At 66.5% G+C, this 12918-nt stretch carries 12 protein-coding genes; 5 read left to right on the top strand and 7 right to left on the bottom strand.

The features are described from left to right. Window positions 1–24: 24 nt before the first annotated feature. Window positions 25–1353 (bottom strand): hypothetical protein, encoded by a 1329-nt coding sequence (locus tag OB916_RS03285; RefSeq protein ID WP_315907858.1) that lies wholly within the window; start codon window positions 1351–1353, stop codon window positions 25–27. A 76-nt stretch (window positions 1354–1429) separates the two neighbouring features. On the opposite strand from OB916_RS03285, the gene OB916_RS03280 reads away from it, so the two are divergent. From OB916_RS03280 to OB916_RS03270, 3 genes are all read left to right on the top strand, one after another. After that, window positions 1430–2632, top strand: a complete 1203-nt coding sequence (locus tag OB916_RS03280; protein ID WP_315907857.1) for a hypothetical protein — start codon at window positions 1430–1432, stop codon at window positions 2630–2632. 57 nt (window positions 2633–2689) lie between these two features. Continuing rightward, entirely contained in the window at window positions 2690–3967 is a 1278-nt protein-coding gene (locus OB916_RS03275; RefSeq protein ID WP_315907856.1) for a geranylgeranylglyceryl/heptaprenylglyceryl phosphate synthase, read from the top strand. A gap of 71 nt (window positions 3968–4038) precedes the next feature. Next, complete coding sequence (locus OB916_RS03270; RefSeq protein ID WP_315907855.1) at window positions 4039–4932, top strand: alpha/beta fold hydrolase; 894 nt, start codon at window positions 4039–4041, stop codon at window positions 4930–4932. A gap of 50 nt (window positions 4933–4982) precedes the next feature. Here the strand turns inward: OB916_RS03270 and OB916_RS03265 are convergent, their stop codons facing one another. From OB916_RS03265 to OB916_RS03240, 6 genes are all read right to left on the bottom strand, one after another. Continuing rightward, a complete protein-coding gene (locus tag OB916_RS03265; RefSeq protein ID WP_315907854.1) occupies window positions 4983–5591 on the bottom strand; it encodes a DUF420 domain-containing protein in 609 nt (202 codons plus the stop codon). Between the two features lie 159 nt (window positions 5592–5750). Next, entirely contained in the window at window positions 5751–6560 is an 810-nt protein-coding gene (locus OB916_RS03260) for an alpha/beta fold hydrolase (protein WP_315907853.1), read from the bottom strand. 82 nt (window positions 6561–6642) lie between these two features. Beyond that, window positions 6643–7665, bottom strand: a complete 1023-nt coding sequence (locus OB916_RS03255; RefSeq protein ID WP_315907852.1) for a DUF7350 domain-containing protein — start codon at window positions 7663–7665, stop codon at window positions 6643–6645. Between the two features lie 145 nt (window positions 7666–7810). Continuing rightward, entirely contained in the window at window positions 7811–9091 is a 1281-nt protein-coding gene (locus OB916_RS03250) for a DUF7405 family protein (RefSeq protein ID WP_315907851.1), read from the bottom strand. Between the two features lie 77 nt (window positions 9092–9168). After that, the gene (locus OB916_RS03245) at window positions 9169–9444 is read right to left on the bottom strand and encodes a hypothetical protein (protein ID WP_315907850.1); all 276 of its coding nucleotides are present in this window, start codon (window positions 9442–9444) and stop codon (window positions 9169–9171) included. 114 nt (window positions 9445–9558) lie between these two features. After that, window positions 9559–9777, bottom strand: coding sequence for a hypothetical protein (locus OB916_RS03240; protein ID WP_315907849.1), 219 nt, complete (start codon window positions 9775–9777; stop codon window positions 9559–9561). 104 nt (window positions 9778–9881) lie between these two features. Between OB916_RS03240 and glmU the strand changes: the two genes are divergently transcribed. Further along, the gene (gene glmU / locus OB916_RS03235) at window positions 9882–11072 is read left to right on the top strand and encodes a bifunctional sugar-1-phosphate nucleotidylyltransferase/acetyltransferase (RefSeq protein ID WP_315907848.1); all 1191 of its coding nucleotides are present in this window, start codon (window positions 9882–9884) and stop codon (window positions 11070–11072) included. Next, complete coding sequence (gene glmS, locus OB916_RS03230) at window positions 11072–12910, top strand: glutamine--fructose-6-phosphate transaminase (isomerizing) (protein ID WP_315907847.1); 1839 nt, start codon at window positions 11072–11074, stop codon at window positions 12908–12910. The genes glmU and glmS overlap by 1 nt, the downstream gene beginning before the upstream one ends. Window positions 12911–12918 lie beyond the last annotated feature (8 nt).

Raw genomic sequence — 12918 nt, 5'->3', positions numbered from 1 at the left:
TACCAGTTATGTCAGGAAGACCGATCACTTCGGGTGGCCGTCCGTTCCGAACCACGCCACGGCCCGGTCGGCGACCGACTCCGAGAGATCGGTCAGGTAGACCGTTCCCCAGATCGTGACGACGAGCGCGCCGAGCGCGTTGAACAGGAGGTCGCCGATCGTATCGTCGATCCCGTACTGGATGAGCACGGCCTGGATCCCCAGTGCAGCGGCGCTCCGATCGAGTGCGAATTCGAGAATCTCCCAGACGACGCCGGCGGCGAACACGAACAGCAGGATGAACGCAGCCATCAGCTTCGGCGGGATATAGACGCGCTCGACGTAGACGTGGATCGCCCGGAAGACGGCGTAGCCGCCAGCGGCGACGACCGTGGCCGATAGCGCGTGTGTGAAACGGTCGAACAGCGGGATCTGAGAGTAGAGTCCGGTCGAGCCCAGCGCGTGCAGGGACACTGCGGCGGTGATCCAGAGGACCAGCCCGGCGTCCATCGCGAGGTCGTATTCGCGCCGCAGGATTGCCGGGACGAACGTGATCGCGAGCATGACTGCTGCGTTGGCAATCACCGCCAGATCGCGTGCGTACAGCCCTCCAAGCAGGATTACGACGAGCAGCAGTTGCATACCACGGCTGGCCTGGCGCTGTCGGCGCGGGCTGATCGAAACCCGATCGCGCAACGTTCGCGAGTCGGGCGCGTCACGTGTTCCGGATGCGAGATCGTCTCCAGCCGTCGGATCACCTTTCGGGTCCGGTGGGACGTACGTTCGGTCGGACAGGTCGTCGTCCCACGACCGAACGAACAGGTCGAACAGCACGCCCGCGCCGATCCCGGCACAGCCGGCGGAGACGAACTCGAACATCACGTCGGCGTTGATCGCGTCCTGGCTGCGCCCGTCGAGCACGAACGTCGTCTCGAAGAACACGTCCGCGGCCCACTGGAGGGCGTTCCACACGCCGGCAACCGCAAGCGTCGTCAGCACGACCAGCACGATCGCGAACGGGCGGTTCATCCGGACCGACGTGAACTGATGTAGTTCGGTGATGACAAGCAGCGCGAGCGCAGCCACGGCCAGGTACGCGGGAATCTCCGTCCGGAACGTCTGGCCCAGCAGCGCTTGCCAGAGGATCGGCGCAAGCACGAGCACGATCAGTTCCCAGGGCGGCATCGCCCGTCGATCGCGGAAAACGATGGCGGGAGTCAAAACCACCACAGCGACGACGAGCGCGATGAACGTCCAGTTGAACGCCCCGTCGAGAAGTGTCTCGACGGCCGTCAGCGCGAGCACGGCGACGGCGGTCCAGCCGACGATCACGTCGCGCTCCCGGCTCGCGAGCAACGCGCTCAGCTGGTCCATGTCTAGGCATACTGGACGAAAGGACAAGCGTCTTTATCGGGCCGGGAGGAGTGTCCCCAACGCGATCGCCCCACCTATGACAGGACCACTTCGCGCGACTTCGGGCTGGCTCGCCCGCCGTTCGACCCTGCCGACGGCCGTGCGAGCCGTCTTCGGCTACTACAGCCACACCGGCGCGTTCGACCTCGCGAGCGTGCGACTGAAATCGACGGTCGACGACCGGACCGAGGCGATGGTCGAGGACGTGTTCACGCTCGTCGAGTCGGCACTCGCAAGGGAGTTCGACGTCGAATCGGTGACGTTCGAGTACGACACCAAGCTGCTGTTGCCCGCCGAGTTGACGCTGGGCTATCTCTACCGGCGCGCCCAGCGTCGCGCCGACGGGACCGACCCGGTCGCGGGCAGTACCTGGGCCAGCCGGGTCGAAAACGCTGTCGGCGACGATAGCTATCGCGCGCCGGCGGATCCGGCCGAGTGGGCGGACGAACCCGCCGATCCCCGGGCGATGGTCGACCGGGCGGAGTATCTGACGCGGATCGTGATCGAAGCGTTGCTCGACGGTGACATGCGCGACGCCGTCAACGACGCCGAATACGAGGATTTCGAGGTCTCGCTCGACGTCGACCGCGAGGGGCGAGCCCGCGTCGCACGGATCGCCCAGGAGACACTCCAGGCCGACCTGGAAGACCACCTGGTGGAACTCCCGGACGACTGCGCCGAGGTCTACGAGTGGGCCGTCGAACTCTCCGAGACGCACCAGGATCACGACCCACATTTCCGAGACCTCTACGAGCGCGCCCGCGAGGGCGACGACGACGCGATCGTGGCCATCAAATCGGAGTACCGCGACGCGCCGTTCGACGCCGACACCGACGTGTTCACCGGTGAGGAGGACGAGCTGCCGTATCTCTGGACGCAGTACGCCCGGGTTGGCGTGATCTACGACGCGATGATCGAGATGTACCGTGCTGTGGGACTGCCCGTAGAGACGGCGTTCAAACGCTCGATCGTGCTGGCGATTGTCGCCGCCCAGATCTGGCTCGACGACGTCGACGACTACGGGGCCGACGTGGAAGACGGGCAGCTCACGCCGGTGACGGCCGAATACCTGCTGGCCGACGACGACCGCGAGGCGGCCCGTCGCGTCCAGGAACTGACCGAGCAGTACCTCGATCTCGCCCGAGCTTACGCCGCCGAGACCGAGTCGCCGCTGACCGGTATCGCGACCGAATACATCTACTTATCGGGCGACCCACACGTTCTCCCGGGCACAGAGTGATGTCTCTCGGAAGACGATCTGCCAGGCTTTTATACTAACGCGCCCACGGGACGGGTAATGACGGGGCTCGAAGACATCGCACGGGGCGTCGAGCGGTATTCGACGCTCGCACGGATCGCTGGTCGATCGCTGCTGGACGTAGACACGAACCCGGTGCCCAGCGCATGGACACACATCACCAAGATCGATCCCGAAGACGAAAAGGAGGTGCCGCTGTTGTTCCCGCTGTATCTCCAGCACACGAGCGCGCTGGAGGTTGGCGGCTCGCGGGACGTGACCGGACAGAACACCGAGGAGACGCTCGAACTCGTCGCCGACCGACCGGTGCCGGCGTTCCAGGAGCCCAGCGGCCCCAAGCAGGTCACCACTGACACCCATTCGAAGGCGGAGTTTCTGGCTATCCCCGAGGTACTCAACGGCGACGTCGAGGCGTTGATCGGCCAGCTCGGTGCGGGCGTCGAGTACATCGAATCCGACCTCGCACCGGAGATGATCGCCGAGAAGCTCCCGATCTCGCCCGGCGAGACCATCGAGGATCGACTCGCGGCGTTCGCAACGTCCTGGCTCCTACAGGCAGCGGTCTTCGAGGCGTACATCATTATGAATCCCGACAGCGCAGCCGCCCGCGAGAGCAACGTCACCGACGAGGACTTGCTCGATCCGAAGACGGCCAAACAGCGCGCGATGGCCGCCGAACGCCATCTCGGGAGCGAACTCATCTATCTCGAATACTCCGGGACGTTCGGCGGCGAGGAAGCCGAGGCGATCCTCGAAGCCATCGACGACGGTCGCCGGTGGTCGCGGCTGTGGTACGGCGGTGGTCTCGACGACCGCGAGAACGCCCGCGCCGTCCTCGATGCGGGTGCGGACGCCGTCGTCGTCGGGAACGTCTTCCACGAGGTCGCCGCTGAAGAGGCCGAGATCTGCGAACAGGCCGTCGAAGAACTGGACGTCGACGTGACCCGCGAAGACGTCCAGGAGTGGCTCGACGACGAGGTCGACATCGCCGACAGCAGCGCGGCGAAGTACCTCTCGACGATCGTCGACGTGCCGAATCCCGAAGGGCGCGCGCGAGACTACCTCGTCACGACCGTCCGGACCTGGCTCGCGGTCCAGGACGCGGTGGCGGACCTCGACGAGAAGGGCGTCGCCTCGGTCCCGGAGATCGAAGAGATGTTCCGCTCGACTGATCTCCCCGGCCGGTCGGACGTGGCGGCCGTGCTCGATGAGGAGTCGTTCCTGACAGACGTGCTCGTCGCGCTCGCCGCGCCGCGATACGATCTCGACGTCGACAGCCCGCCGGTCGAGCACCTGAGTCTCGACCTGGATCGATAGCGCCGACCCGAAGTCACAGATTTCCGCGAACCGAGTTTTTATTCCGTCCACAGATGTCGTTTCCGTGAACGATGACGGAGCGACCTGTCGTGGACACGTCCGTTCTCGGGGCCCCGTCGGCCGAACACACGTTTCGCGAGGTGAACGGCCTCACGCTGCACACCGTCGCTGCCGGCGATACGGACGATCCGCTGGTCGTGCTCCTGCACGGGTTCCCGGAGTTCTGGTACGAGTGGCGCGGGTACGTCAAGCAGTTCGTCGACGCCGGGTATCGGGTACTCGTCCCCGACCAGCGCGGGTACAACCGCAGCGACAAGCCCGCCGGCGTCCGGTCGTACCGGATCAGCGAACTCTCCCGGGACGTCGTCGACCTCGTCGCGACCGAGGACCGCGAGACCGCCCACGTGGTCGGACACGACTGGGGGGCTGCCGTCGCCTGGGACGTCGCGCTCCGATATCCCGAGGTCGTCGACCGACTCGGCATCATCAACGTGCCGCACCCGAGAGTGTTCGAAGCACACCTGACGTCGAACCTAACGCAGTTGCGGAAAAGCTGGTACATGTTCTACTTCCAGGTGCCGTGGCTGCCGGAACGGCTATCACGACGGAACGAATACCGGTTCATGACAGAGACGATGCGAAGCGGGTCCCTGCCGGAGACGTTCAGCGAGATGGATTTCGATCGGTATCGGCGCGCATGGGACAGAAACGGTGCTCTCACGGCGATGATCAACTGGTATCGGGCCCTCTTCCGATACAGAGAGGCTGTCCCGCGCGAACAGGTCCAGGCCCCGACACTGATCCTCTGGGGCGACAACGATCAGGCGCTGGTCCCCGAGATGGCCGCGGAAAGCCTCGTCTATTGCCCGGACGGCCGGCTCGAACGGTTCCCCGAAGCGACTCACTGGGTCCCCCACGAGTATCCCGGCCGCGTCGCCGACCTCCTCCTGGACCATCTCCGCTAGTCCGAACGCTACACGGCGTGCGATTGGTCGGAAGGAACGTACAGCAGCCACTACCAGAGCGCGAGAATCATCCCGACCGTTTCGAGTTCCGACCCGGCGATCCGGAGCATGGCACTGGTGACGATCCCGAGCGCGAGGCTGACCGACCAGACCCCAACGGCGATGCGGCCGACCCGAGCGTGTGCGGTCTCGGCGAGTTCCGCGGGCGAACGGGTCAGCCCCAGCAGGACGGCATAGACCACGAGCGGGACCGCAAGTGCCGAGCAGATCAGGTGGACCGCCAGGATCAGCAGATACGCCGTCCGAAACAGGCCACTGGCCTGGATGTACAGCTCGCCGCCGCCACCGACTTTCCAGAGATACAGCACCAGGAAGCCGAGCTCTAGCGCGACGGCGGTCACCATCGCGGCCCGGTGGCGGTCGATCCGGCGCTGTCGGATGTAGTAGACGCCCACGAGCAGCGCGGTCAGCGTCGCGGCGTTGATCACGACGATGACGCTGCTGAACAGTCGGACGGTCGACTCGCCGATCGAGGGGAACAGCGGGACGAACCCCTCGAAGGCGTTCATCACGAGCGCGTAGCCGACCGCTGTAATCGCCACGGCGACCCCGAGCGTATGCGATCGAACTCCCTGTCGGAGTGCTGTCGCGACAGCCATCGGTGGCTCTCCGAACCCCAGGGGCTTCTACGTTTGTGTCTCGTCAATGTGTTCCGCGTAGTGGATCAGACGGGGCGTCGCATCTGTCCAGAGGCCCGTGTCTACGGCCGGACGTCTTCAAGGCGTGTCTACGCCCGGACATCTTTTCGAAATACCGAACTACGTCCGTACGTCCTCGAGGAATACCGCGAGGTGTTCGTTCACCTGGATCGCTTCCTCGATGAAGAACAGATGTGGCGCGTTCCGGAAGGTCAGCAGGTCGGCGTTCGGAAGGCGGTCGGCCAGCAGTTCGCCGTTCTCCGGCGGGACGATCCGATCGCCCGTGGGAGACATCACGAGCACCGGCAGTTCGATCTCCCCAAGTCGGTCGCTCACGTCGAAGGCGTCGACGGCTGCGGCCTGCCAGGCACGGGCCTGCTCGGACGCGTCGCTCTGTGCGCGCCACTCGGCGATCTGGTCGACGACGTCCGGATAGCGCTCGCGGTAGGCGTCGCTGAACGCCGGCCGGAGCCGTCGCCGGATACGCTCCCTCTCGTCGAGTCCCTCCGGGGCGTCGAACAGCTGCTCGCGAACGGACTCGGGTGTCGGCGTCGCGTCCGGGCCGCCCGGGTGCGTCGCCATCAGCGTCAGCGAGTCGGCCCGATCGTACGCCAGTGCGTACTGGAGCGCGATCATCCCGCCCATCTCCGCGCCCACGAGGTGGGCTGTATCAGCGCCGGCGTCGGCGAGGACCGCGTCGAGATCGGCGGCCATCTCGGCGATCGTGTACGGGCCGTCCGGTTCGCTCGACGTGCCGGTCCCGCGGTTGTCGGGGACGAGCAACTCGTAGCTGTCTTCGAAGTCCTGACGCTGCCAGTTCCACATCCATCGGCTGTAGCCGAGCCGTTCCAGGAAGACGATGGTCTCGGCGTCTTCGGGCCCGACGCGATCATAGCCGATCGCGACATCGCCGCGCTTCGTCGCTTCCATACGTCGGAAGATGGCACGGCGCTTTTTCAGAGTCTCGTTCTCGGGAGTGAAAGAGCCCGCCTCGTGGTGGGGACGTCCTCCGTCACAGCGTCGCCGAGACCGACCCACGTTCGAGAAACGCCGTCTCGTAGCCCTCGTGTCGGGACAGCGAGCTGGGACTCTCGACGGTGATCGTCACGGTGTCCCCGCTCTCGGGCTCGCCGTCGAGTTCGGCGCGGTAGTGTGCGCCGAGCGTCGGCCCGATCGCGTCGGTGAGCGCGTCGTCGAACCCGACGCTCTCGACGGCCGCCGACAGCGAGAAGCCGGGGATCGAAAAGCCATTGTACGGCGTCCGCGGGGAGACGATCAGTGCCCCGTCCTCGACGGTTGCGACGAACTCGGCGTCGCCGACGCTGCCGACAGTCACGGGCGATCCGGGCAGTTCCCCGACGGGGGGTGCATACGACAGCGGCATCGACATCCCCATGGGATCGGCGGCGGCGCGCTCGCCGGCCGTGTCGGGGAACTCCTCGAAGGGGACGTCGTTGCGCTCGCTCTCCGCGTACTTGAGCGTGAACTCCGCCGTGTGCTCGGCCGCAAATCGTCCGTCGAACGCGCCGACCGTCTCGATCCCGACCGGCAGGGCTTCGACCTCGACAGTGTAGGTGCCGTCGCCGTCGAGTTCGACGTTCTCGCCGAAGTGAAACCCCATGTTCTGGCTCAGCATCGGCCAGGCGCGCCGCTCGTCGACAACGCTGTCATCCTGGATGATCGTGAATCGGGGCTGGTCCAGCACTGGAATGACTGTCTCAGTCTCCCGGTCCCACACCGAGGCCATCAGATGGACGCTGTGGTCGTCCTGGATCTCGACCCGGTTGGTGTCCCCGGCGACCGTCCAGAAGCGATGGGGGAACGAGTAGAACAACCCGACCGTGCGATCGCCCACCGTCTGAGTTCCGATCATCTCCATCCCTTCGATGTGCGTCGGCCGGTAAACTGCCTCGGGCCGATCGTCGAGAACGGGCGGGATGCGAGCCGTCGAGCGCTGGGCGAACAACTCGCTACAGCCTGCGAGCCCACCCGCGGCGCCGACTGCTCCCGCGCGAAGGAACGTGCGTCGGTTCATTGTTCGCGATCCGGGCCGGACCGACAATAGGGACACGGTCGCGGTCATCTGTGTGGACAGTCCGGTCGTGCCACGCGGAACCTTACTGTCTCACGGGAAGACCCTGCTGTCTCGTGGAAGAATCTCGCTGTCTCGCGCGGGACGGTCAACTCGGCCGGGGCAGCGCGCGCTTTTCCCTGGGCGGCAGCAGATAGTTCCCACGACGGAGGACAGTCATGTACTGGAGGATGCCGTTGTTGTGGCGCGTTCCGACCGCGCTGCTGGCCTCGGCGGCGTCGGTACCGTTCATCGCCTCGCGGGTCTTGACGAAGTCGCCGATCTCACGCTGCAGCGCCAGGAAGTGCAATCCGGCCCGATCGTCGTCGGTCGAATCGAAGTCCCGACGGAGCATGATCGGGGCACCCTTCTCGCGGGCCGTAGCGTTCTTCTGGGCGTGGCCGACGACGCCGCTCTCGCGGGCGTCTTTGACGTGGGCCGGGCAGGCGTTGGCACCGCTTGCCGCCCCGAGGTTGTGACCCGCACCTTCGACGCGGTCCTCCTCGGCGTGGGCCGGGCAGAACATCTTGCTCACCCGCTGGGAGCGACTGTCCTGCTCGTACCACTGCTCGAGGTGGAGCCGGATCTTCGAGACGTGCTGGGTTGTCCCGCCCTCGAAGGGGCCGGTCTGGATGGTTACCCGATCTTCGGTGGCCTGATTGCCGCGGAATCCGGACGTGAAACCCATGTACAGCGGCGCGTCCTCGGGCACCGCGTCCTCCGGGACGCCCTCGACGTCGTCGCGCTCGGCCGGCAGTCCGTCGCCGTTGAATCCCGTCCGGCGCTCTCTGAATGTCAGCACGTCGTCGAGCACGGCCCGCATCTCGCGGTTGTTGACTGTCTCGCGGTTCCCCCGAAGCGCCTCCTCGGCCTCCAGCAGCACCGCCGGGCGATCGCTGGCCAGGTGGACGACCGCGTCTGCCTCGTCGCGCTCGGGATCTTCGAAGGGGGCGAGCGCCTCGGGCCGCGGCAAGTCGACGCTCTCGGGCAGAGAGTCGTCGTAGCGATCGAAGTACCGCCGGGAGTAACCGACCGTGAACAGCAACCCGTCGCTGGAGTGCTCGTAGGCCCGTTCCAGACTTCGAAGTGCGTCCTCGACGGTTTCGCGTTCGCCGTTCGTGGGTGTCGTCGCCCCGGCCGTGGTTTCCCCGTCGTCGTAGTCGTAGTACAGGAGCAGGTGGTGATAGGGCGTCCGGACGTTGCCGTGCTCGTCGGTCGGCAACGACTCGTTCCAGGCGTGCTGTCGGCTCGGAAGCGTCGAGAGATCTGCCGGGCCCGAGGGTATCGGATCCGACTCGCCGCGGTCCAGACACGCCACCAGTGCGCTTGCGCCGCCGATCGCCACGGCTGCCTTCGCGAACGATCGCCGCGAGATGCCGCGCTCTGCCATTGTCGTCTCTCGGGACTTCTCGGAAAAGTCCGTTCCGGTCCCTGCAACCTGGTTCACGGTGCCGCCGTCGCCCGTGATCAGACTGGATCGTCCGGATCGTGTTCCGCGGCCATCCGACTGGCTTCGGCGGCGTAGCGCGGCCGGTCGTCGGGATCGGTGGTCCCGAGCTTGTCGGATTCGACCTCGAGGGCGGCGGTCGTCTCGCGGCTGTCGCCGGTGAAGCTGGTCAGCGCTCGTTCCTTGCGGAAGTACCGCTTGCCGTCCACGGTCGCGTAAATGAGGATGATCAGGTTCTGCTCGTCGTCGGAGTAGGTGCGCTCGACCAGCCAGACCCGAACTGTCTCGGATCCCATAGCTCGAAATAGGGGGACTTCGCCTATTACGCTGCCGAAAGGGTCACTCTCCGGGATGGCCGGGGTCGTTCGATCGGACGCGACTGCCGGCACGGACGGCGTCACGGTGTATTATCACTCCTCGGGATGGCCGGGGTCGTTCGGGCCGGTGATCTCGAGCGGGCGGAGCCACAGCGCCCAGACGAGCAGGACGCCCACGCCGTACCCGCCGTACCAGATCACCGTCCCGACGCTCGCGTAGCCGATCTGCGTCAGGGCGTACTTGGCGAGGCCGGGCACGAGGACGATCGCGACCAGGAGCAGTCCTCCCGTCACGAGCTGTGATCGATCCATCAGCCACTGGTCGGGCCCGGACGAACTTGTACCCCTCGTCGGTACGCGATCCCACATGACAGGCAGTCCGGTATCTTAAGGGTGCTCGTCTCCGTGGCACCAGTATGGTCGATACCGCCGTCGTCCTGGCCGCCGGCGAGGGGACGCGATTGCGGCCGCTCACGCGCAATCGCCCCAAGCCGATGCTTCCCGCGGCGAACCGTCCGATCCTCGAACACGTCCTCGACGCGCTCGTCGAAGCCGGCACGGACCACGTTGTGATCGTCGTCGGCTACAAACACGACCGCGTGCAGAACCACTTCGGGCCGACGTACCGGGACGTGCCGATCACCTACGCTCGCCAGAACAAGCAACTGGGGACGGGACACGCACTGTTGCAGGCCCGCGAGCACGTCGAAGGGCCGATGCTTGTGGTCAACGGGGACTGTCTCATCGACAGCGCGCTCGTACAGGACGTCTGTGCCGCCTTCGATCGGGGTGGCGGAGAGCCGACGCTGGCAGTACTCGAAGGACCGGACGCCCGCCAGTACGGTGCGGTCACTCTCCGGGATGGCTTCGTCCAGGAGATCATCGAGAAGCCCCAGGTCGACGAGTACCGGCTGATCAACGCCGGGATCTACGCGTTCGACGACGACATCTTCGAAGCGATCGACGCCACGCCACGCGAGGACGGCGAACTCGCGCTGACCGACACGCTGGCGCGCGAACTCGAACGCGGGCGGATCCGCGGGGTCGAGACCGACGGCCTGTGGGTCGACGCCTCCTACCCATGGGACCTGCTCGTCGTCGCGGCGAAGATTCTCGATCACGGACTGGCCGACGAGCCCGAGCGCGACGAGCGCGTCTGGGTCGACGAGACGGCGATCATCCACGACGACGCGACGCTACAGCCGCCGGTCGTGGTCGGCCCGGACTGTGAAGTCGGTCCCGGTGCCGTCGTCGGCCCCCACAGCGCGCTCGGACGCAACGTCACGGTCGGCGCCAACGCGACCGTCGTAAACAGCGTGCTCGACGTGGACACGCGCGTCGAGGTCGGCTCGACGCTGCTGGAGACGGTCACCGGCCAGAACGTTCGACTCGGTCCGTGCAGCGTCGTCTCCGGCGGCCCGGCCGACGTCCGGGTCGGAAACGAGGTCTTCGAGGACGAGGAACTCGGGGCCGTGATCGCGGATCGCGTTCGCGCCGAGGGGAACGTCGGGTTCGCACCCGGGTCGCTCGTCGGTCCGAACGCCCACCTCGATACCGGTGTGACGGTCGACGGGCAGGTTCGCGAGAGCGCGGAGGTGCGTCGCTGATGTGCGGGATCATCGGTGCCGTCGGCCGCGGCGCGGACACGCTGGACGTGCTCGTTCACGGCCTCTCGAAGCTCGAATACCGCGGCTACGATTCGGCGGGGGTCGCGCTGGCCGACGAGTCGATCGACGTCTGCAAGAAGGCCGGGGAGATCGACGAGCTGCGGGCCGCCCTGGAAGACCGATCGATCGACGGCAGCGTCGGCGTCGGCCACACGCGCTGGAGTACGCACGGGCCGCCGACCGACGAGAACGCCCACCCGCATCAGGACTGCTCCGGTGACGTCGCCGTCGTCCACAACGGGATCATCGAGAACTACCAGGAGCTTCGCGACGAACTGGTTTCGGCGGGCCACACGTTCCGTTCCGATACGGACACGGAAGTGGTTCCACACCTCGTCGAGGAACAGCTCCGCGGCGGGGCCGACCCCGAGGCAGCCGTCCGTGCGGCCGTCAGCCGGCTCGAGGGCAGCTACGCCGTCGCGGTGGTGATCGCCGGCATCGAGGAAATATTCGCTGCGCGCAACGATTCGCCGCTCGTACTCGGAATCGACGATGGGGCGCCACGCGGCCCAGATAGGCCGAACGGTGACAAGCCGCGAGGCGGCGCCTACTACCTGGCCAGCGACGTCCCCGCGTTCCGCGATCACACGGACCGCGTTGTCTACCTGGACGACGGCGAGTTCACAGTGCTCGGGTCCGACGGCTGGCGCGTCACGACGCTGGCGGGCGAGCCCGTCGAGAAGACGGTCGACACCGTCGACTGGGACCCCGAGGAGACCGGCAAGAGCGGCTACGATCACTACATGCTCAAGGAGATCCACGAGCAGCCTCGATCGCTCCGGCAGAGCCTCTCGGAGCGAGTCGACGAACTCGGTGGGAGAGTCGACATCGGCGACCTGGCGGATCTCAACCCGCGCGGCGTCCAGCTGGTCGCCTGCGGGACCTCATACCACGCGGCACTGTACGGTGCGGAGCTGTTCCGGCAGGCCGGGATCCCGGCACAGGCGTTCCGGGCCAGCGAGTACGCCACCTCGCCGCCGCCGATCGGCGACGCGCTCGTCGTCGGCGTCACCCAGAGCGGGGAGACGGCCGACACGCTCTCGGCGCTTCGGGAGGCACAGCGGCGCGGCGCACGCACGCTGGGCGTGACGAACGTCGTCGGCTCGACGGTCGCCCGGGAGTCCGATCACGTCTTCTACATCCGCGCCGGCCCGGAGATCGGCGTCGCGGCGACCAAGACTTTCGCCTCGCAGCTGGCCTCGCTGAACCTGCTGGCGCTCGGGCTGACCAGCACCGACAGCACACGTGAGATCATCAGCTCGCTCCGAGATCTCCCCGGGCAGGTCCAGGAAGTGCTCGACGGATCCGGTGCGCAAGCTGTTGCCGAGACCTATCTGGAGTCGGACGCCTACTTCTTCATCGGGCGAGAGCTGAACTACCCGGTCGCGCTGGAAGGCGCGCTGAAAATGAAGGAGATCACGTACAAGCACGCGGAAGGGTTCGCCGCTGGCGAGCTGAAACACGGCCCGCTGGCACTCGTTACTAACCAGACACCCGTGTTCGCGATCGTCACCGGCGACGACGAACTGGCCCAGAAGACGATCGGCAACGTCAAAGAGGTCGAAGCCCGCGACGCACCGGTGATCGCCGTCACCGACGGGCAAAGCGACGTCGAACGCTACGCCGATCACGTGCTTCGAGTCCCCGAGACCCACCCGCGGACCGCGGCGGTACTCGCGAACGTCCAGCTCCAGCTCGTCTCCTATCACACCGCGGCACTGCTCGACCGGTCGATCGACAAGCCGCGCAACCTGGCGAAGAGCGTGACGGTGGAGTAGTCCAGGCG

The organism is Halapricum hydrolyticum (genome assembly GCF_025517535.1).
Lineage (GTDB): Archaea > Halobacteriota > Halobacteria > Halobacteriales > Haloarculaceae > Halapricum > Halapricum hydrolyticum.
The sequence above is the reverse complement of the archived record's forward strand: the minus strand, read 5'-3'. Positions and strand labels throughout refer to the sequence as shown.